We start from the raw sequence: 19,711 nt of genomic DNA on the forward strand, positions 1-19,711 counted from the left end.
CTTGTGCTCACTAGAACCGGTACAAAACCGACGCCATGCCGTTCAGATCCAGCCGGCGCTGCGTGATCGGGCTGCCGGCGGCGCTCTTTTGCAGACGTCCGATCACGGCGGCGGCGTTGGCCGACCAGTGCGAGTTGAACTTGTAGGTGGCGTTCACGTTGAAATGCACGTCCCGCACGCCGGAGCCTGTCGCGTATTGAGGCAGGCCCGAGGCGGCGCTTTCCTGAGCGTTGACGCCGAAAAAAGTCCGCGTGTAGGTGGCGTTGGCCCACGTCACGCCCGGTCCCACGGACAGCAGCAGGTTGCCGAGCGGCGCGGACACGAAGAGGTCCGCCATGGCGGTCAGCCCTTGCCCTGTTCCTGCGATGTCCTGGTACACCGCCGCCGAACCCGTGAAGGCCCACCAGGTGTAGTCGGCGAAAAGACGCAGCTTCGGTCCGTAATGCACGTCGGGCAAGCCTCGCAAACGTGCGTCGTCCGATGCGCTGCGCGACTGGAAATCGAAGCTTAGCGATGCACCGACGTGGTAGTTCTCGCCGAGCAGCGCATTCACGCCAAGTACATCCGGGCCTTGCGAGAACACGCGGTCCTTCCACGAAATGTCCTGGACCGGAAAGGGCAGCACCTGAAGCTGCGACGAACCGGGATATTTCGGAAACACATACAAGCCAGGTCCGACCGATATTTTCCAGTCGCTTGCCGCCTGAGTCTCGGCGGCCTGCGCCGCGCTTGCCATGCCGGTTATCGCGAAGGCGCCCAACGCGCTCGTGATGAATGCCCGCTTCATTCTTTCCTCGCTACGGTCGCCAGTTGCCGCAGGCGGCGCGCAAGCGCGCGCGAGATCACCGGCGTGGGTGTCGTGCTGGAGACGGTGGCCGCCACGCTTTCCCGCAGAAAAAGCGCACATTCGCGCGCGACGACTTCGCGCTCGTTGTCGGACGTGATCATGTGATAGGAGTCGTCAAGCCAGATGGTTCGCAGAAAAGAAGCCCCGATGTGCGTGCCGACGAATCGCGCATTGTGCGGACTCGAGGTCTCGTCGTCGATGGCATGGAGAATCAGGCAGTCCGTCCGGACGCCCTTCAGCTTCTTGCGCACCCAGCCCGCCAGCCGGCCGGCCTCGTGCAGCGCCGGCATGCTGATGGACGCGGGTCCGACTTCGCTGATGTCGTTCTTCTGCATCGCGCGCGCGATCTTGGAGCGCAACGCTTCGTTGCGCAGGCCGTACGGTTCGTGCTCGCGGTAGCGGTAACGGGAGCGCATCGGCGTGTAATAGACGTAGTCCAGCAGAAAGCGGTACCACGGGATCGCCCAGCCGTCGTAGCTCAATGTGATCGACAGCAGCAGCAAGGCGCGCGCGGCCGGCCGTTCGTGCGCGAGCGCGGCGGCGAGGGTGGCGCCCATCGAGAGACCGCAGACGGAGACATGGCGGTGGCGCGCGGCGAGCTTGTCGAACTCGGCGACGGCGGCGCTGATCCACTGCTCCATCGGCTGATGTCCGGTGCCTGCGCTGTAGCCGGGCAACTCGGGCGTATGAGTGACGAAGCCCTCGTCGGCGAGAAGGCGGGCGAGAAAGCGCAGCTCCAGCGGCGAGCTCGACAGACCGTGCAGCAGCAGGACGGCGTGATCGCCGGTTTCCATGCTCGAAAGAGGGGAGGCGCTCATGTCAGTCCTCCGCTCGCAGAATCAGGAATTCACCGGAGGACGTGATGAAGCGCTCGCACACGCATTCCACCGGCCGCCAGTCGTCGCGGCCGCCGGACAGGAAGCGCATGCGGTGGTGCCCCGGCGTGAGATGGCCGCTGACGCGGGCCAGGTCCTCCTGGTGCACTTGCGCGTGCTTCGTGCAATACGCGATGCCGGCATGCAACGACGCGTCGTCTGTCGATCCGTCGGGCATGGCGGTGGCTCCAGCGGCGACGAAGCTGCCCGGCGGCAGGCTGTTGGCGGGATCGAGCGCCTTGATGAGGATGAGCGTGCGCTGATACTGGGCGATGTGATGCAGCATGCGATGCATTTCATCCGTCGCGCGGCGCGCCAGCAGCCGCTCGTTGTCATGGCGCAGCAGCATTTCATAGCGCGATTGCGCCACGGCGCCGAGCAGTTCCGCGCGGTACTGCGCGCGCCTCAGGCGCTCGACGAGCGTGATGACGAGGATAGTAACGAGCGGATACGAGATCAGCAGGCGGATGTCGGACGCGTCGATCACGTCGATGTGTCCATAGGGCGGCACGAAAAGATAGTCGGCGAGGCACAACCCGAGCAGCATCACGCCTATCGCGGGCGCGAGGCCGCAGTAGTACTCGACCAGCACGGCAGCAATGAGAAACGATGCGCCCGGCATGACCGGCCCGAGCAACGGGTGCAGCAGCGTTCTGACGATGGCGGCTGAAACGAGGGCCGCCGCCGCGACGATCCACCTGTTACGGCCGCGCGGCGCCCACCGCCTTGAATTTCTGACTTCCATGCATTCGACGCGAAGATATGACCTTTCACCTTGATAACGGCGATAGGTAAAAAAGCTTGAGCAGACCGCGCGAGGTCTGCAACGCGACTGACTTCATCGACCGGGCATTGTAATCGCGCGTCGCGGATCGTGCCCTGTGTCCCGTCGGCGGCATGGCGCCCGAAGCGCATAATATGTTCACCCGCAGCGGCGGCGAAGATCGCGCGGCCATGGGTTAGCGGCCATAATGTGCCGCTGTAATCGACTTCAAGGGCGAACAAACGATGGACAAGCAAGGCTTTACCACGAGCATCGTGCACGGCGACAGGATCACGGGCACCGAGCACGGTGGTGTGCGTCAACCGATTCATACGTCCGTGCAATATGGCTTTGAGCGCGTCGAGGATCTGATCGGCGTGTTTCAGGGCACGCGCAAGGGCGGCTTCAACTACGCGCGCCAGGGCACGCCCACCACCGCCGCGCTCGAGCGCAAGATCACGAGCCTCGAAGACGGGCTCGGCAGCATCTGCTTCGGCACCGGCATGGCTGCGATCACCGCGATCTTCCTCACGCTGCTGCGTGCGGGCGATCACCTCGTGTCGAGCCGCTACGTTTTCGGTAACACGAACAGCCTGTTCGGCACGTTGCGCACGCTGGGCGTGGAAGTGACAACCGTCGATGCCGGCGACGCAGAGAACGTGAAGAACGCGCTGCAGCCGAATACGCGGATGGTGTTCGTCGAAACCATCGCGAATCCGGGCACGCAGATTCCCGACTTGCAGGGTATCGGCGAGCTGTGCCGCGAGCGCGGCATCGTCTATGTGGTCGACAACACCATTACGTCGCCGGCCTTGTTCAGGCCGAAAGCGGTCGGCGCCAGTCTCGTCGTCAACTCGCTCACCAAGACGATCGCGGGCCATGGCGCCGCGCTCGGCGGGGCGGTGACGGACACGGGCCTGTTCGACTGGAGCGCGTATCCGAATATCGCGGACGACTACCGGCGTACACCGGCGAAGGAGCAGGGTCTGCTGCAGATCCGCAAGAAGGGTTTGCGCGACATGGGGGCGTCGTTGTCGTCGGAGCAGGCGCACTCCATCGCGATGGGCGCCGAGACGCTCGCGTTGCGGGTGAAGCAGAGCAGCGACAACGCGCTGACGCTGGCGCGTTTCCTGGAGGACCATGAAGCGATCGGCAAGGTGTTCTATCCGGGGCTCGAGAGCCATCCGCAACACGGCGTCGCGCAGGCGCTGTTCAAGGGCGCGTCGTGGCTGCTGTCGTTCGAATTGCGCGACGCAGCGCGCATGGCGGAGGTCGTCAACGCACTGCGCTTGCCGATCAAGGCGACGGGTCTCGGCGACACGCGCACGCTCATCATTCCGGTCGCGCCCACTATCTTCTTCGAGGCGGGCGCCGAGACGCGCAAGGCGATGGGCATTTCCGACGGCATGCTGCGCTTGTCGGTGGGCATTGAAGACATTGAGGATCTGTTGGCGGACTTCGAGCAGGCGCTCAAGCTGGCCGCGTAAGCTGCCGCGCTGCACGGCCGCCTTAAAAGAAGCAGGCTGAGGTCTCGCGCGTGCGTGCGGGTCGCCGGCGAGATGCCCCGCTCGATGCGCGTCCAGTCGTCTCCGACGATTGGGCGGCATCGGGCGGGGCTTGCGGGTCAGCCAACGAGCGCTGCGGCGAACTCGCGATACGCGTGCAGCGGGCGGCCCAGCATGCCGGTAAGACGCTCGACGTCTCCCGCCTCCGGCACCATGCCGTCGCTGACATAGCGCTCGGCCATCAGGCGCATCTCATAGGCCATCCATGTCGGCATGAACGTCGCCAGGTTCTGCTCGAAGCCGCTCGGATCGTCGCCGCCATAGGCAACCGGGCGGCCGAGCACCTCGGACCAGATAGCGGCCAGCTTCGCACCCGTCAGCGTGTCGGGCCCGACCAGGTTGATGATGTCGAGCGGCAGTTTGCCGGGCGCATCGTTACGACGCAGCAGTTCGATGGCCGCGACTTCCGCGATGTCGCGCGTGTCGATCATCGCGACGCCCTTGCTGCCGATGGGCATCGGATAGACGCCACGGTTGACGATCACGTCGCGGATCATGAGCTCGTTGTCCATGAAGTAAGCCGGACGCAGAATCGTCGCGCTGAATCCCATCTCTTCGATCATGCGCTCGGCGCCGGATTTCACGGCAAAGTGCGGCACATTCACAAACCGCTCGGCGTGGATGACCGACAGATAGACCACGCGCTCGACACCCGATTCGCGAGCCACGTTGAGCGCGATGAGCGCCTGGGTGAACTCGTCGGCCGCCACGGCATTGAGCAAAAACAGCGTGCGCACGCCGGCGAAGGCTTTGCGGAGGGAGTCCAGGTCGAGCATATCTCCCTGAACGACGGTCACGGCCGGCGGGAAGTCCGCTTTCGACGGATCGCGCACCAGCACGCGCACGTCGGCGCCGCGGTTGACGAGTTGATTGACGACCTGGCGGCCAACACGGCCGGTGGCACCGGTTACGAGGATTGTCATGATGTTCACTCCTTGAGTGGGTTGGGACAGCTCTAAGGTAAGTGATCCATCTACGGTCCGGAAGATGCTATAAATAGACACGGTGTCTCACTGGTGGAACACATGGATCTGCTTGCTCTCGCTGAATTCAATCTCGTCGCCCGTCACGGGAGCTTTGGGGAGGCCGCCCGTTCGACGGAGCGTCCGAAGGCCACGCTCTCGCGCAGGGTGAGCGAACTGGAGAGCAGTCTCGGCCTCAGGCTGTTCGAACGCGGGCCGCGCGGATTGAAACTCACGCAGGAAGGGCGCGCGCTTTACGAGCGCACGGGCGCGCTCCTGACCGAGCTTGCAGAGAGCGCCGCGGCCATCGCGTCCGGTAGCGAAGAACCGCGCGGCCGGCTGCGCATCAGCGCGCCGGCGCTCTTTTCGCAGCTCGCCATGGGCAAGCTCGTTGCCACCTTCGCGCTGAAATATCCCGAGATCCGGCTCGAAGTCACGACGGAAGATCGCCCCGTCGACATGATCGAGGAGGGCTACGACCTTGTGATCCGCGTCAACCCCGATCCCGACGAGAGGCTGATCGGCAGGGTGTTCCTGCGCGACCGGCTGGTTGTCGTGGCCAGGCCGGGTCTGGCGCGGCCGAAGGGCAAGTCCAGCGTTCCGGCTGTGCTGCGCGGCGGAAACGATCCGATTGGCGCGTGGGACGTCAGGGGTCCGAAGGGAAATTCGCGCATCGCGATCGAGCCGGTGGCTTACCTCTCATCGCTGATCATGGTTCGCGATACCGTGCGTCTCGGAGTGGGGGCCGCGAGCTTGCCGCTGTCGCTCGTGGGTCATGACATCGCAGCCGGCCGGCTCGCGCATTGGGGCGATGTGGACGGCCCTGAGATTGCACTGTGGGCGCTTTATCCTTCGCGGCGCTTGCTGAGCCCTCGCGTTTCCGCCTTTCTCGATCACATCAAGGAGGCGTTTCCGTTGGGACAACCCGAGGAACTCGCGGGATTTATAGAGCCGGCGTAAGGAGGTGCTGAGCGCGCGCGTTGTACCACTCCACAGCGTCTTCGCCCGCGGGAATACTGAAGGGGCTCGACGGATCGGTGGCAGCGAGCCATACGGCTTCGGCGACGTCCGATGCATGCGTGACGGCCGTCTCCTTCTGCCAGTTCGCAAAAACCTGCTGCACCAGCGCGCTGTACGGCTCGGGAAAGCCCTCTTTCATGCGTGCCTGCGCGTTCTCGCCGAAGCGGGTAGACGGCGCGCGTCCCGGCAGCACGACACGCACGCGCACGTCGAACGGCTCCAGTTCGAGCGCGAGCGATGCGCTGAACGCATTGACGGCCGCCTTGCTGGCCGTATAGACCGACAGCAGATGCAGCGGCCTGCACGTGACGGTCGACGTCACATTGATGATCACGCCCGCGCGGCGCTCGCGCAATTGCGGCACGACGGCCTGGGCCATCGCGATGGTGCCGAGCGTGTTGGTCTCGAAGATGTCGCGTGCGGTGTCCATCGGCGTGCCTTCGAGCGCGTTGAGAAAGCCGATGCCCGCATTGTTGACGAGCACGTCGACGGGGCCGGCGGCCTCGATCGCAGCGCGGATGCTTTGCGGATCCTTCACGTCGAGCGCGAGAACGGATAGGCGATCGGAACGCGGCAACACGTCTTCGCGCGGCGTGCGCATCGTCGCGACGACGCGCCAGTCGCGATCCAGAAAATGACGGGCGATTTCAAGGCCAAACCCGGACGAGCAACCTGTGATCAATACGGTCTTCATGTCGACTCCTGTGGTCGGTGACAGTGGCCACACGATAGCGCGTCGCAGGCCGGACTCGCTATAATCGAACGTCCACTTTTCATTAGAGATCGTCCGGCCATGGTCGACCCGCTGGCGGAAGTCGTCGCGTTGCTGCAACCGGCGCCCACGTTTTCCAAAGTGCTTAGCGGCGCGGGGCGCTGGCGCGCGAGCCGCACGGAGGTCGGGCAGCCGTTCTATTGCGTGGTGCTCGAAGGATCGCTGCGTCTGTCGGTCAATGGCGGCGAGCCGCTTATTCTGCGGGCCGACGACTTCGTGCTCGTGCCAGAGGTTTTCGGCTTTGAGATCACCAGCATCGACCCACCGGGCCCCGACGCCGCGCCGAATCTCGCGCCCACGCCGCTGCCCGACGGCAGCTTCCGTTTCGGCGATGCGTCGGCCGCGCCAGATGCGCAATGGCTTGCGGGGCTGTGCGCGTTCGGGTCGCCGGATGCGGCCTTGCTTGTTTCGCTTCTGCCCGAGCTGGTGCTCGTGCGCGGCGACCGCAGGCTCGCGACACTCGTGAAGCTGGTGCGGGAGGAGTCGCAAGCACGGCGGCCCGCGCGCGAGGTCGTGCTCGCGCGCCTTCTGGAAGTACTCCTGATTGAAGCGCTGCGCTCCACGCAGACGGGAGCGTCGCCCGGGCTCGTCCGCGGCCTCGCCGACGCCCGGCTCGCGCTCGCCATCCGTCAGATGCACGAGCGCCCGCAAGAGCCGTGGACCATGGCGCAGCTTGCGAAGATCGCTGCGCTGTCGCGTTCGTCATTCTTCGAGCGCTTCAGCCGCGCGGTCGGCGTCGCGCCGATGGAGTATCTGCTGTCGTGGCGCATGGCCATCGCGAAGAATCTGCTGCGCCGGAACACGCTCAGCGTTGCGACGATCGCGGCGCGGGTGGGTTATGGCTCGGCGAGCGCGTTTAGTGTTGCGTTCACGCGGTATGTGGGGGTGTCGCCGACGGGGTATGGGAGGGGGGCGGGGAAGTAACGGCGCTGCTTCTCGTGAGCGGGACAGCGACACAGCAGCATTGGGTAACTGGCGTATCCGGGTAAACGCGCAGAGGGGAAAACTCAAGAACCAGGCCCCGCCGGCCGATATATGTACCAACTAGTTAATCTGCCGGGGCCATCGCATGAAGCTGTCCACCAAACTGCTTGCACTCGTTCTCGCCGCGCTGCTCGGCGTCGCTGCAGTCGCCGCGACCGCGTTGCATACGCTGCGCAGCGCGCTCATCGATTCACGGCGCGACGAGATTGTGATCCTGCTGGAAAAAGCCGAGCATCTGATCGATTCGTATCACCAGTTGGAGCAGCGCGGCACGCTGACACGCGAGGAGGCGCAGCGGCAGGCGAAGGCCGCCCTGTCGCAGCTCAATTCGAACTCGAAGAGCTACTATTGGGCGACGACTTCGGACGGCATCAATCTGGTGCATCCGAACGCGAAATTCATCGGCACGAAAGCCAACGGCAATCGCACGACGAGCGGGCTCACCGACAGCGAGGCCTATCGCCAGGGCATGCTGCAGGCGCATTTCGCGTTGGTCGACGTGCTGATCAAGCGCGGTCCGGACGCGCCCGTCGAACCCAAACTGCAAGGTGTGGTGGGCGTGCCGTATTGGGACTGGTGGGTCGGTACGGGCTTCTGGTACGACGACATCAACGCCAGCTTTACAAAACTGGCGACGATGCTCGGCGCAATCGCCCTCGTGATTGCCGTGGCGGTTGCCGCGATAGCGTGGGCGGTGCTGCGCAGCGTACGGCGCATGCTCGGCGGCGAACCGGCCTACGCTGCTTACGTCGCGCACGAAATCGCGGGCGGTAATCTCGCGGTGCATTTCGACGTGGCCGGCAGCCAGACAGGCAGTCTGCTCGCGGCGCTCGGCGAGATGAAGGCGCGCCTCGCTGCGATGATTGCCGAGATCCAGTCGGCGAGCCGCTCCATCGCGCTCGGCTCTGCCGAGATCGCCCAAGGGAATCTCGATCTCTCGCAGCGCACCGAAGAGCAGGCCGCGTCGCTGCAAGAAACCGCGGCGAGCATGGAACAGATCACCGCGACGGTGAAGCAGAACGCCGACCACGCGCAGCACGCCAACGCGCTCGTGGGCAGCGCGAGCGAAGCGACGGAGCGCGGCGCAACTGCGGTCCGCCAGGTGGTGGACACGATGCAGCAGATCACCGCCGACTCCGGCAAGATTGCGGACATCACGAGCGTGATCGAAAGCATCGCATTCCAGACTAATATCCTCGCGCTGAATGCAGCTGTCGAGGCGGCGCGCGCCGGCGAGGAAGGCCGCGGCTTTGCGGTCGTGGCCTCCGAAGTGCGCACGCTCGCGCAACGCAGCGGCGCGGCGGCGAAGGACATCAAGGAACTGATCCAGCGTTCGGCTTCGCGAGTCGACGACGGTAACCGCCTTGTCGAAGTGGCCGGTGAACGGATGAGCGATATTGAGCGCTCGATCCGTCAGGTGGCGGGCATCATGGGCGAGATTTCGGCGGCATCGACGGAGCAGAGCACCGGCATCGAGCAGGTAAGCCGCGCCGTCACGCAGATGGATGAGGTCACGCAACAGAATGCGGCACTCGTGGAGCAGGCGGCTGCGGCGTCCTCGTCGCTGGACGAGCAGGCGCAGCGGTTGAACTCGGCAGCGGCAACGTTCAAGCTGTCGTAGGCGTCAGGGTAAGCGTCGCTTGGCTGCGCGGCGAGCGCTTTCGGAGCGGCTCGGAACTGTTGGTTGAGGGGACGCTATTGCCGTGCGAGCATGAGGTCTAGGTTCTGAACTGCAGCGCCGGATGCACCCTTGCCAAGATTGTCGAAAACCGCCGACAGCAATACGTGCTCGTGTTCGACGTCAGGAAATACGCTCAAGTGCATGTCGTTGGTATTGTTCAGCACTTGCGGATCCAGATGCTTCAAGGCGCTCGATTCGTGCAGCGGCAAGACTCGTACGTGAGCCGCATCGGCATAGTGGCGTGCGAGGCATGCGTGTAACGCCGCGCCATCCACGCTGGGAGCGAGCAGCCGCAACGCCAGCGGCACCGTGAGCACGATGCCCTGGCGGAACGCTCCATACGCAGGAACGAAAATAGGACGGTGCGCGAGCGTTGCGTGCTGCTGAATTTCCGGTGTGTGCTTGTGTGCGAGGTCGAGGCCATAGACCTGGAATGAAGGCGCGTGGGCAGCGCCCGATCCTTCATGTTCCTCCACACCCGCACGCCCACGTCCGGAGTATCCGGATACCGCATGAATGCTGACTGGGTGGTCGCCCGGTACGAGCCCCGCCTGTACCAATGGACGCAGCAGGCCAACCGCACCGGTCGGATAGCAACCAGGGTTCGTGACGCGACGTGCGTTTGCAATTCGCTCTGCCTGCCCCGGCGTCATCTCCGGGAAACCGTAAGTCCAGTCCCGGTGCGTGCGGTGGGCGGAGCTTGCGTCGATCACCCGGACGGCAGGATTGACAATCGCGCCCGCTGCCTCGCGCGCGGCGGCGTCCGGTAAACAGAGGATGGCGATGTCGCAGGCGTTGATGGCTTCTGCGCGCCGCCGCGAATCCTTGCGCTCGGCACCAGCTAGTGTGAGCAGGCTGATATCGGTACGGTCGCGCAGCCGTTCGTGGATTTGCAGCCCGGTGGTGCCTTGGTCGCCGTCGATGAAAACGAGGGGAGAGCTCATACGTGAATGACTCCGCTGACTGTGGTTATGACAGGCAAAACGAGCCGCTATAGTGCGCGGGTGGATAGAATAGGGAAAGTTGAATTTCACAACGCAGAGATTCAGTTTTCCTGAATCGGGACGCCGCCATGCGAGAAATCAGTCTGGACCGCTTGCGCACGCTGGTCGCCGTAGCCGAGCATGGCTCATTTGCCGATGCGGCGCGGGCATTGCACCTGGCGCCGCCCACTGTGAGCCTCCACATTGCCGAACTGGAGCAGCGCATTGGCGCTCCGCTCCTGTCACGCAAGCGCGGGCATGTGGGGCCGACGTCCATAGGCGAGGTACTGGTGGAGCGAGCGCGCCGGCTTCTCGCCGACGCGGAGCAGGCGTTAGACGATATTCAACGCCAGGTAGAGGGGCTCGAAGGGCGTGCGCGTCTCGGCGCGTCCACGGGCGTGATCGCACACGTACTGCCGCAAGCGCTCGAGGTTCTGCGCGAGCATCATCCCGCCATCGACATTCAGATCGTCGTGCTTACTTCGCAGGAAACCTTGTCCCGGCTGGTGGATGGAACGCTGGATGTCGGGCTGGTCGCGCTGCCTCAGCCGCCGGTGGCCGGGCTCGTGATAAAGCCCTGGCGCCGCGACCCGGTGAGGGCTTTTGTGCCCGCACATTGGCGGTGTCCGGCTCGCGTGACACCCGAATGGCTCGCCGATCAGCCTCTCATTCTCAATGACGCGACCACGCATCTCTCGCGTCTGACTGCCGAGTGGTTCGCGAGCGGCGGGTGCCATCCCGCGCCGCGCATTCAGCTCAACTACAACGACGCGATCAAGAGCCTGGTTGCGGCAGGTTACGGCGCCGCGCTGTTGCCCCATGAGGCGACGACGCCAGTGCCGGAGAGGGGCATTGTCATGCGTCCGCTACGCCCGGCATTGTGGCGCCGGCTTGGTATCGCGCATCGCGCGGGGTACGTCGAGCGTTCCACGCAACACGTACTCGACGTACTGTGGGATTTGCGACTGGCCTAGCGTTGCATGCACGGCCGCACGAACCTCGTTGATCTGCAATCACATAGATGAGGTGTGCTTAGAAATCAGCGACCTTGCCCCACGCCGACTGGGCAAATCGGCCGGGCTGATACGGCGTGGGATCCACGATCGGGTCTGCACCGCTGGCAAGGTCCGCGATCAGGTGTCCGGCGCCGGGCCCAATGCCGAAACCGTGCCCCGAAAAGCCCGCGGCGAGGATCAGCCCGGGCACGCCCGGCACTTCGCCAATACCCGGTACGCCGTCCGGCGTGCTGTCGACGAAACCGGCCCACGCATGGGTGATCCTCGCTTCGCGAAGTTCCGGCAGCAGTTCGACGGCGCGGCGATGGGTTTCGGCGACCGCTGCGCGGTCAGGCTTCGGATCGAGAATGCGTACGCGCTCCATGGGAGTCGGCGCGTCGAGCCGCCATCGCTTCAGCGTTTCATGCCCACCCCGAATACCCTCCAGGCCGCCCGGAAGAAGGTTGCGCCAACGCTTGGCGAACATGGGTACGAAATGTGGAGCGAACCGCAGAAACTGGGGCGTCACATCGACGCGCGCACGCCCGCTAATGGCCAGCGCGTAGCGCCCGTCGGTTCGACGCGTAACGGAGACGCCGGACGTGAAGAGGGCATCCGGCAAGCGGTGCTCCACAGGGGCAACACTCAGAATGGATTGTCGGATCGAAGCTTGAGGAAAGCGGATGCCCAACTGGCGGCAGAACGCGGAGGCCCATGCACCCCCTGCGAGAACGACGGTGCGGGTCCTGATGACGCCGGCTTCGGTCACGACGCCGCAGACCCGGCCGCCCTCCAGCTCGATGCCACGCGCGGCGCAATTCTGAGTGACGCTGCCCCCGAGTTTCATCAACGCGGCGGCCACGGCGGGCGCGGCTTTCGCGGGATCCGCCGTGCCGTCGGTGGGCGAGAAGACGCCGCCCTTCCAGGCCCGGCCGGTCACCTTGCCCCGTTCGGCGGCTTGCCGGCTATCGAGCATGTAGGTCGTCACGCCCGCCGTCTTTGCGAAGTCGCCCCAATTGGCCCAACGAGCCAACTCGGCGTCGTCATTGCTCAGATACAGCAGCCCGCAGCGATGAAAGCCCGTATCTTCCCCTGACTCGATGGCAAATCGCTCCCAAAGGTCAAGGCTTTTGCTCGCCATCGGCAACTCGCGTGCGTCACGGTTCTGCTGCCGGCACCAGCCCCAGTTTCGGCTGGACTGTTCGGCGCCGACCCTTCCTTTTTCGACGAGCGCGACGGACACACCCCGCCGCGCCAGATAGTAGGCGGCAAATACACCGATGATGCCGCCTCCGATCACCACCACGTCAGCGGCGGCGGGCAGCGTGGGCGAAGTGCGCAGGTGGCGCAGCGGAGGGGACATGATTAATCTCGTTCGACGGAAGACTGGACGTTTTGAACCACATAGAATTTGGCCACGCGCTCGCGACTTTCCCACCCTATCGGTGCACCTCGCGGGACGAAAAGCGCGTCCCCGGCGCTGAGCGACAGCACGCTGCCATCCGGCGCGGCGAACTGCACGCTGCCGGCGAGAAGGTGCATGAATTCGTTCACACCATGCGGACGAATAATCCGGTGGTACGGCGTCGAGTCCCACGTACCCGCTTTGTACGCTGCGTCGTCCTCGCTGAAGACATTGTCGCTGCGGCATGCAGGAGCCGGTCCCAGCAGCACCTCCGCCGGCAGGGTGGCCGACGGCTTGAAATCGGCGTCGGCGCGTAAAGGCGTGAGGCCGGTCTTCGTCGGCCGCGCGCAGGCGGCGGCGCAGAACAGGAAACGCGTGCGGAATTCGGCTCTCATGCGCAGCGCGGTACCGCAGCCGATCACGGCCCCTTCGTGCGGACCCAGCTCCAACGGCGCCATTCCGGCCGCTTCCAGCGTGAGCGTTCCTTCCACGACGACGATGGTTTCGATGTGGGGAAAGTGCTCCACAGCGAGCTCGCCGATGAAGCTGACACGACCCGCTGCCATCGCGTCCGGTCCTTCCCAGGCGATTTCCCGGTGTCGCGCGAAGGGATCGTTGCGGCCAAATGCGCCGCGGCGGAAAGCGGTCGAAAACGGCGCTCCTTCGGCACGGTGCAATACAAATGCTGCGCTCACTTTGGCTCCTATGAATTGCCCGACGATGATTGCTTGCTGTCAGCCATTTAACCAGCTCGAAAAAATCAGGGCGCACTGATTTGAGCCGGCAAACAACGCAAATCCATCCATTGTGAGCCGGGCTCACAGCACGGTCTGCGGTCACACCCCTTAACGGGTTGCCACGCAGGCATTCCGCTTATGCCGGCGAGGCAACCCGGGGAGGTTCCAGCGGGCGAATCTGCAAACCGGCTGCCCGGCGCGCGCCCTCCTTCCAGGCGCCCCCGACGAGTGTTCGATGTCGCACGGAGCGCGTTCATTCGGTTGGCTACGCTATGCCCGTATTGTCATCGGCGGCCGGCCAACGTCGCGCGCGACGCGCCCGCCGCATTTCAATGGTGTCCGCACGCTGAACATGGGGTTTGGATGGATCGCTTCGACTTCCCGGGCGCCTCGCGTGCGTATGGCGACACGTCCGGACGCACACCCTTCTACACGAGCTCGCCTGAACGGATCGACGCGTCGCAGTTGACGGCGTTTACGGCGTTCCTGCGACGCTGCACGGGCGAGCCGCTGCCCGACCACGAAGCCCTGTACGAGTTTTCCGTCCGCGAATTTCGGACCTTCTGGCGATGCTTCGTGCAATGGGCGCTAGGCGATGCATACTCAGGCGACGCCGAACCGGTTTGCATCGGCGACGACTGCGAACACGCGGTCTTTTTTCCGCAGATGAAACTCAACTACGCGGACGTCCTGCTGGCGCCGTCAACGGCATCGGCCGACGCACCCGCGCTCACCGCCTGTCACGCCGACGGCAGCCGCGTGCGCCTCACGCGCGCCGAACTGCGCGAGCAGGTCGCGCGTCTCGCGCAGGCGCTGTCGGCGCTCGGCCTGCGCGAAGGCGACCGCGTGGTCGGCGTGATGCGCAACGACGTCGAGGCTATTGTCAGCACGTTGGCCGTGACGGCCCTTGGCGCGACCATGTCGACCGCGGCGCCCGAGATGGGCGTCGAATCGATCCGCGATCGCTTCCAGCCGCTGGCTCCGCGACTGTTGTTTGCACATACCGCGGCGCGCCCATTCGACACCGGCAAACCGGTGGCGAGCAACATCGCGGAACTCGCGGCCGCGCTGCCGTCCCTGCAAGCGGTTGTGCGCCTCGACGACGGCAGCTTGCCGAGCACGGTCACCCAGCCGATCCACGCGCTTGCCGAACTGCTCGATAACGGCGACGCGAGCGGTTTCGTGTGGCAGCGCTTCGCCTTCAACCATCCGCTTTTCATCATGTTTTCGTCGGGGACGACCGGCAAGCCGAAGTGCATCGTGCATGGCGCCGGCGGCACGCTGATCGAGCATCTGAAGGAGCACCGGCTGCATACCGATCTCGCGCCTCGCGACCGGATGTACTTTCACACGAGCTGCGCGTGGATGATGTGGAACTGGCAGTTGTCGGCGCTTGCGTCCGGCGTGGAGATCGTGACCTACGATGGGCCGGTGTCCACCGTCGACACGCTGTGGCGTCTCGTCGCAGACGAGCGCGTCACCGTGTTCGGCACCAGCCCCGCGTATCTGAAGATGTCGGAAGATGCGGGCCTGCAGCCGAAGACGCAGTTCGATCTCGGCGCCCTGCGCGCGATGCTGTCCACCGGCGCCGTGCTGTACGACTCGCAGTTCGACTGGGTGCGCAATCATGTGAAGCCGCTGCCGCTGCAGTCCATCTCGGGCGGCACCGACATCATCGGCTGCTTTGTGCTAGGTAATCCTAACGTTCCGGTGTATGCGGGCGAGGCGCAATGCCGCAGTCTCGGGCTCGATGTACAGGCATGGGACGAGGGATCGAAAACCGCGGGCGTCGGTCAGCTTGTTTGCGTGAATCCGTTCCCTTCGCGTCCGCTCGGATTCTTCGGCGATACCGACGGCAAGGCGTTTCATGCCGCCTATTTCGCAAGCAATCCAGGTGTATGGACGCATGGCGATCTGATTTCGCTGTCGCCGCAAGGCACCGTGCGCATGCATGGCCGCTCCGACGGCGTGCTGAATGTACGCGGCATCAACGTCGGTCCCGGCGAGATTTATCGGGTGTTGAACGATATTCCCGAAGTTCGCGAGGCGCTGGTAGTCGAGCAGCAGGTGCGTCATGCGTCCGCGAATTCGCGGGATACGCAGCAGGTCGAGTCGCGGCTCGTGCTGTTGCTGGTGTTGAACAAGGGTGCAGGGTTGAACGGCGCGCTCGCCGCCCGCGTGCGCCGCGACCTCGCGCGCCGCGCGTCGCCGGCTCATGTGCCCGACCGGATCATTGCTGTCGATGCTTTGCCGCTCACGCACAACGGCAAGCTCTCCGAAGCGGCGGCGCGCTGCGCGGTCAACGGACTGCCGGTCGGCAACACGGCGGCACTACGCAACCCCGAGTGTCTCGACGCCATCCGGCTTCATCCGGCGTTGAATCTGGCCGCGCGCGAACTGCCGCCGGTGGGCGAGACCCGCGAACAGCTCGAAGCCCACCTGCAGGCGCAGTGGGAGAAGCTGTTCGGCATGGCACCGATCGGCCGCGACGACAACTTCTTCGACCTGGGCGGCCATTCGCTGCTTGCGATGCGCCTGTTTGCCGAAATACGCCAGTCGACCGGACGCGTCATCCCACTCGCCATGCTGATGATCGCGCCGACCATCTCGCGGCTCGCCTCGCTGATCTGGGAGGACGCATTGCCGTCGTCTTCGCCGACTCTCGTGCCGGTGCGCGCGGGAACCGGCGTGCCGCTATTCCTGATCCACAGCGCGAGCGGCTCGGTGATGGAGTGCCTCGCATTGGTCGATTCTCTGAAAAGCCGTCGCCCGGTTTACGGACTGGTGGCGCGCGGTCTGGAAGGCGAGCAGCCGGCGCTGCTGCGCGTGGAAGACATGGCCGCGAGCTATATCGAGCAGATGCGCACCGTGCAGCCCAAAGGGCCGTATGCGTTGGCCGGCTATTCGTTCGGCGGTCTCGTGGCATTCGAGATTGCGCAGCAACTGCGTCGTGCCGGCGAGCGGATCGATTTGCTGTTCCTGCTCGATACCTACGTCGACGAGCACTGCCGCCCTTGGAGCGCACAGCTACAACGTCGCGCCGCTTCTTTACGCATGCATTGGCGCACGGTGAGAGCGCTGCCGGCCGCACGCCTGCCGGGGTACGTGAAAGACCGGTTTACAGGCGTCGCGGATCAATTGCGGATGCGCGTTGGCCGCATGGCGCGCAGGCCGGAAGCGTACACCGCTGTGCTGCCGCCGGCGATGCGGCACATACGCGAAACGATGCGCGTCGCGATGACCACGTATCGTCCGAAGCCTTACGACGCATGCCCCATCGTCTACGTGCGCGCAGCGGTTCTGCAGGATGCTTATGGCGATCCGCTGCCGCTGTGGCGGCGCGTGGCGCGTGCCGGGCTCGTCGTGGCGGAGGTGTCGGGCGACCATTCCGATCTGATCGTCGAACCGAATGTGCAGTTCGTCGCGGCGGCGCTCGATCGCGGTCTCGGCGAATCATGACATCGGCGCGGAAGTGTCGACGCTCGGATAAAAATAAACTGAAACACTCAATTTTTCGTCTTTGCTTGCCGATAATCCGACTGTCAGTTTCCACGTCGCGGTCGTATTCACATCGCTTTAAGCAAGATCGGCACATTACAAGACGATTATCGTGTTTCCTAACCCTGTCGGGCGAGCGGCCATTATCGCGGGTCGCCATCCGTTCATCGTGGGCGCGCTCGGCATGCTGCTGGCGGCGAGTGTCCTGGGCGTGAGCCTGCTCACGCTCGTCGCCGCGCGCGACACAGCGATCCTGCACGCTCACGAGACGTCCCGAAACGTAGCCGCCGTATTGTCGAGCAACATTTCGCGGACGATCGATTCGTCCGATCAATCGTTGCAGGCGCTCATTGCCGCACTCGATAAGCCCGCCGTTCAGCACATGGACGCGGGCGTGCGGCATGAGCTGCTGTTCAGCCCCACGGCCGCTACGCGTTACGTGACGGGCATGGGCGTGACCGACGAGCGCGGACAGTTGATAGACGGCTGCTGTTCGCGCACGCATCACTGGAACTTTAGCGACCGCGATTACTTTCTCGTGCATCGGCAGTCGAACAAGCTCGGCCTGTATATCTCTGCGGTCTATCAGGCGCGCTCGCGCGGCGGCGTAGACTCGATGGCGCTCAGCCGACGGATCACTAACGCGGACGGCTCCTTCAAGGGCATAGCCCTGGTCGCGATCGACGTGGAATATTTCAGGCGCCTGCTGGATGGGCTCGACGTCGGCTCGCGCGGCGTCACGGCGATTGTTCGCACCGATGGCACGCTCGTCGCGAGAAATCCCGCTCTCGCCGCAGCGTTCACACGGAACTTCAGCAAGTCGCTGACCTTTCCGCGGATGGTGAATCACGAATCCGGCTTCTACACGGCGCGTTCTTCCACTGACGGCGTGCTGAGGCTCTATACGTTTGAACGTGTGCCCGGCACGCCGCTCATTGCCGTCGTCGCGCCCGCACTCGACGACATCCTCGCCTCATGGCGAACGCTTGCGTGGATGGTGGGTGTTTCCGCCTGCGCCATCAGCTTCGCGTTTTGCGCAGTCGTCTGGCTGCTGGCATTTGCGTTGCGAGACCGCGCGCTCGCTGGAGACCGCCTGACCGAGCTCACGCAGACCGACCCGCTCACTGGTCTCAAGAACCGCCGGGCGCTCGACGAGGTACTGCAAAACGAATGGGACAGATTGCAGCGCAACGACAGCCATCTGTCGGTGCTATTCGTGGACGCCGATCATTTCAAGCAATACAACGACCAATACGGTCACGCAGAAGGCGACAAGGCGTTGAAGCATCTTGCCGCCCGCATCGTGCAGCGCGTTCACCGTCGCGGCGATTGCGTCGCCCGGTATGGCGGCGAAGAGTTCGTGGTCGTGTTGCCGGACACGGACGCCGCGGGCGCCTACCGTGTTGCCGAGGGCATCCGCGAGCAACTGGAAAGCTCCTGGCAAACCGGGCGCGAGGCCGGCAGCGCTGCCGTTCATCCGTTCACGGTCAGCATCGGCTGCGCGACTGGGCGACGCGCGTCTCCTTCCACCTGCGAGGAGCTGACGAAGGCCGCGGACATCGCGCTTTACGAAGCGAAAAGTGCGGGCCGCAATTGCGTGAGAGCGGCGAGCGCTATGAGCCAACCCGGATAATAAGCGTGACGTCTTTGGCGATGACGGACTGGCCGGCTTCGAATACGCCGGCTGGAACGACGAACTTCCCGCCATAGTGAATAGTGTGCAGCCCCGCTGGCAGCGGTTGAATCATCAGGTAATAGCCGTCGGCGACGGCCGTCGCCGATCCGCCTGTATGACCGAAAATCCATGGACTAGGCGCGGAAAACGGGAATATGCCGGTCTTCGTGCGATAGGCCGCGATGTTGTCGACGGCCACGCCGTCTACCGTGCAGAACAGACCGCGAATGTCGTTTGTAAAGGCGCTGGCAATCTTCAACTGATCGGCGGTGAATGTGCGGATGGGCGGATTGTCGAGCGAATTCGGTCCGTCGACCAAGGGCAGGAAGAGCGACGCGCCGTCGAGGACCAGCAGGAAGATTGAGGTGCCCGCAGGAATGGTGCTCGCCGCCTGGTTGCAGATCGTCTGCACCGCAGCGGGCGTGGCCCAGAACCATACGTTTCCCGTTTGCGCGGCTGAAATAGGCCGATGGTTGCAGTCTTCGAATGGATGGGGCAGGGGGCCGACCGGCAATCCGAGCACCCACTGCCAGAACGAAACCGCCCACTGACTGTATGTCTTGCTCCGGAACTCCATGTCGAGCGACACGACATACGGGTTCACAACTTGTTCATGCGGACTCGCCTCGTCGGCGGTCGCGAAGGCGGCTGCTCGTCCGCTATCGTCGCCTCCGCCACATCCCGCAAAGGGGATTGCAGCGCCCATCACCACTGCCGAGGTCCGCAGTATCTTCCCGGCACGCGCGGCGATCGCGGTACGGTCTCGCGTTTCGAAGCGGACGCTCATACGGCCTCCTGGTGCCGAGGCGATCTACGACGGCGACAACGGCTTATTCAGTCTAGCAAGAGTAAAACGGTGCGTCGACGGCCGGATTGAAGCGGCGTTTCAATATGCTTCGCCTATAGTCGTTTGTCATATGGGCGAAGGCGGGCCTCGCCCGATCCGTCG

16 protein-coding genes are annotated in these 19,711 nt (G+C 64.4%); 7 read left to right on the top strand and 9 right to left on the bottom strand.

Annotation, left to right across the window (positions count from 1 at the left end; all coding sequences use genetic code 11):
* Positions 1-10 precede the first annotated feature (10 nt).
* From HV711_RS25335 to HV711_RS25345, 3 genes are read right to left on the bottom strand one after another with little or no spacing between them, the layout of a single operon-like run.
* The gene (locus tag HV711_RS25335) at positions 11-787 is read right to left on the bottom strand and encodes a MipA/OmpV family protein (RefSeq protein ID WP_035477542.1); all 777 of its coding nucleotides are present in this window, start codon (positions 785-787) and stop codon (positions 11-13) included.
* A complete protein-coding gene (locus HV711_RS25340) occupies positions 784-1,665 on the bottom strand; it encodes an alpha/beta hydrolase (RefSeq protein WP_028359634.1) in 882 nt (293 codons plus the stop codon). Before HV711_RS25340 ends, HV711_RS25335 begins: the two co-directional genes overlap by 4 nt.
* Position 1,666: 1 nt before the next feature.
* A complete protein-coding gene (locus HV711_RS25345; protein ID WP_014972414.1) occupies positions 1,667-2,467 on the bottom strand; it encodes a DUF4118 domain-containing protein in 801 nt (266 codons plus the stop codon).
* A 263-nt stretch (positions 2,468-2,730) separates the two neighbouring features.
* Between HV711_RS25345 and HV711_RS25350 the strand changes: the two genes are divergently transcribed.
* Entirely contained in the window at positions 2,731-3,972 is a 1,242-nt protein-coding gene (locus HV711_RS25350; RefSeq protein ID WP_035477544.1) for a cystathionine gamma-synthase family protein, read from the top strand.
* 137 nt (positions 3,973-4,109) lie between these two features.
* Here HV711_RS25350 and HV711_RS25355 read toward each other — a convergent pair whose 3' ends face one another.
* Entirely contained in the window at positions 4,110-4,973 is an 864-nt protein-coding gene (locus HV711_RS25355) for an SDR family oxidoreductase (protein WP_035477547.1), read from the bottom strand.
* Positions 4,974-5,075: 102 nt separating this feature from the next.
* Between HV711_RS25355 and HV711_RS25360 the strand changes: the two genes are divergently transcribed.
* Positions 5,076-5,972 (top strand): LysR family transcriptional regulator, encoded by an 897-nt coding sequence (locus tag HV711_RS25360; RefSeq protein ID WP_035477549.1) that lies wholly within the window; start codon positions 5,076-5,078, stop codon positions 5,970-5,972.
* Here the strand turns inward: HV711_RS25360 and HV711_RS25365 are convergent.
* Complete coding sequence (locus tag HV711_RS25365) at positions 5,956-6,726, bottom strand: SDR family oxidoreductase (protein WP_035477551.1); 771 nt, start codon at positions 6,724-6,726, stop codon at positions 5,956-5,958. The two genes, HV711_RS25360 and HV711_RS25365, sit on opposite strands and share 17 nt — an antisense overlap.
* A 99-nt stretch (positions 6,727-6,825) precedes the next feature.
* Here HV711_RS25365 and HV711_RS25370 point away from each other — a divergent pair, with 99 nt between their 5' ends.
* Both HV711_RS25370 and HV711_RS25375 read left to right on the top strand, forming a co-directional pair.
* The gene (locus HV711_RS25370; RefSeq protein ID WP_035477553.1) at positions 6,826-7,728 is read left to right on the top strand and encodes an AraC family transcriptional regulator; all 903 of its coding nucleotides are present in this window, start codon (positions 6,826-6,828) and stop codon (positions 7,726-7,728) included.
* Positions 7,729-7,873: 145 nt separating this feature from the next.
* Entirely contained in the window at positions 7,874-9,409 is a 1,536-nt protein-coding gene (locus tag HV711_RS25375; RefSeq protein ID WP_035477555.1) for a methyl-accepting chemotaxis protein, read from the top strand.
* Positions 9,410-9,483: 74 nt separating this feature from the next.
* Here the strand turns inward: HV711_RS25375 and argC are convergent, their stop codons facing one another.
* Positions 9,484-10,413, bottom strand: a complete 930-nt coding sequence (argC, locus tag HV711_RS25380; protein ID WP_035477558.1) for an N-acetyl-gamma-glutamyl-phosphate reductase — start codon at positions 10,411-10,413, stop codon at positions 9,484-9,486.
* Positions 10,414-10,541: 128 nt separating this feature from the next.
* On the opposite strand from argC, the gene HV711_RS25385 reads away from it, so the two are divergent.
* Positions 10,542-11,426: a LysR family transcriptional regulator gene (locus HV711_RS25385; protein ID WP_013590966.1), complete on the top strand. Its 885-nt coding sequence runs from the start codon at positions 10,542-10,544 to the stop codon at positions 11,424-11,426.
* Between the two features lie 58 nt (positions 11,427-11,484).
* On the opposite strand, the gene HV711_RS25390 is transcribed toward HV711_RS25385, so the two are convergent.
* Together HV711_RS25390 and HV711_RS25395 are read right to left on the bottom strand one after the other, a co-directional pair.
* Positions 11,485-12,810, bottom strand: coding sequence for an NAD(P)/FAD-dependent oxidoreductase (locus HV711_RS25390; protein ID WP_028359641.1), 1,326 nt, complete (start codon positions 12,808-12,810; stop codon positions 11,485-11,487).
* Between the two features lie 2 nt (positions 12,811-12,812).
* A complete protein-coding gene (locus HV711_RS25395) occupies positions 12,813-13,547 on the bottom strand; it encodes a cupin domain-containing protein (protein ID WP_014972406.1) in 735 nt (244 codons plus the stop codon).
* Positions 13,548-13,952: 405 nt separating this feature from the next.
* Here HV711_RS25395 and HV711_RS25400 point away from each other — a divergent pair, with 405 nt between their 5' ends.
* Together HV711_RS25400 and HV711_RS25405 are read left to right on the top strand one after the other, a co-directional pair.
* Positions 13,953-17,048, top strand: coding sequence for an acetoacetate--CoA ligase (locus HV711_RS25400; RefSeq protein WP_035477559.1), 3,096 nt, complete (start codon positions 13,953-13,955; stop codon positions 17,046-17,048).
* A 151-nt stretch (positions 17,049-17,199) separates the two neighbouring features.
* Complete coding sequence (locus HV711_RS25405; protein WP_035477560.1) at positions 17,200-18,720, top strand: GGDEF domain-containing protein; 1,521 nt, start codon at positions 17,200-17,202, stop codon at positions 18,718-18,720.
* Here the strand turns inward: HV711_RS25405 and HV711_RS25410 are convergent.
* Positions 18,701-19,549 carry a hypothetical protein gene (locus tag HV711_RS25410; RefSeq protein WP_028359645.1) on the bottom strand — a complete coding sequence of 283 codons (849 nt, stop codon included), beginning with the start codon at positions 19,547-19,549 and terminating at the stop codon, positions 18,701-18,703. The two genes, HV711_RS25405 and HV711_RS25410, sit on opposite strands and share 20 nt — an antisense overlap.
* Positions 19,550-19,711: the final 162 nt, after the last annotated feature.

The sequence above is a fragment of the Paraburkholderia phenoliruptrix genome, assembly GCF_902859825.1.
In the GTDB taxonomy this organism is placed as follows: domain Bacteria; phylum Pseudomonadota; class Gammaproteobacteria; order Burkholderiales; family Burkholderiaceae; genus Paraburkholderia; species Paraburkholderia phenoliruptrix.

Coding starts and splice junctions, on each gene's coding strand:
- HV711_RS25335 (WP_035477542.1), bottom strand. CDS start 787: ATGAAGCGGGCATTCATCACGAGCGCGTTGGGCGCCTTCGCGATAACC.
- HV711_RS25340 (WP_028359634.1), bottom strand. CDS start 1,665: ATGAGCGCCTCCCCTCTTTCGAGCATGGAAACCGGCGATCACGCCGTC.
- HV711_RS25345 (WP_014972414.1), bottom strand. CDS start 2,467: ATGGAAGTCAGAAATTCAAGGCGGTGGGCGCCGCGCGGCCGTAACAGG.
- HV711_RS25350 (WP_035477544.1), top strand. CDS start 2,731: ATGGACAAGCAAGGCTTTACCACGAGCATCGTGCACGGCGACAGGATC.
- HV711_RS25355 (WP_035477547.1), bottom strand. CDS start 4,973: ATGACAATCCTCGTAACCGGTGCCACCGGCCGTGTTGGCCGCCAGGTC.
- HV711_RS25360 (WP_035477549.1), top strand. CDS start 5,076: ATGGATCTGCTTGCTCTCGCTGAATTCAATCTCGTCGCCCGTCACGGG.
- HV711_RS25365 (WP_035477551.1), bottom strand. CDS start 6,726: ATGAAGACCGTATTGATCACAGGTTGCTCGTCCGGGTTTGGCCTTGAA.
- HV711_RS25370 (WP_035477553.1), top strand. CDS start 6,826: ATGGTCGACCCGCTGGCGGAAGTCGTCGCGTTGCTGCAACCGGCGCCC.
- HV711_RS25375 (WP_035477555.1), top strand. CDS start 7,874: ATGAAGCTGTCCACCAAACTGCTTGCACTCGTTCTCGCCGCGCTGCTC.
- argC (WP_035477558.1), bottom strand. CDS start 10,413: ATGAGCTCTCCCCTCGTTTTCATCGACGGCGACCAAGGCACCACCGGG.
- HV711_RS25385 (WP_013590966.1), top strand. CDS start 10,542: ATGCGAGAAATCAGTCTGGACCGCTTGCGCACGCTGGTCGCCGTAGCC.
- HV711_RS25390 (WP_028359641.1), bottom strand. CDS start 12,810: ATGTCCCCTCCGCTGCGCCACCTGCGCACTTCGCCCACGCTGCCCGCC.
- HV711_RS25400 (WP_035477559.1), top strand. CDS start 13,953: ATGGATCGCTTCGACTTCCCGGGCGCCTCGCGTGCGTATGGCGACACG.
- HV711_RS25410 (WP_028359645.1), bottom strand. CDS start 19,549: ATGAGCGTCCGCTTCGAAACGCGAGACCGTACCGCGATCGCCGCGCGT.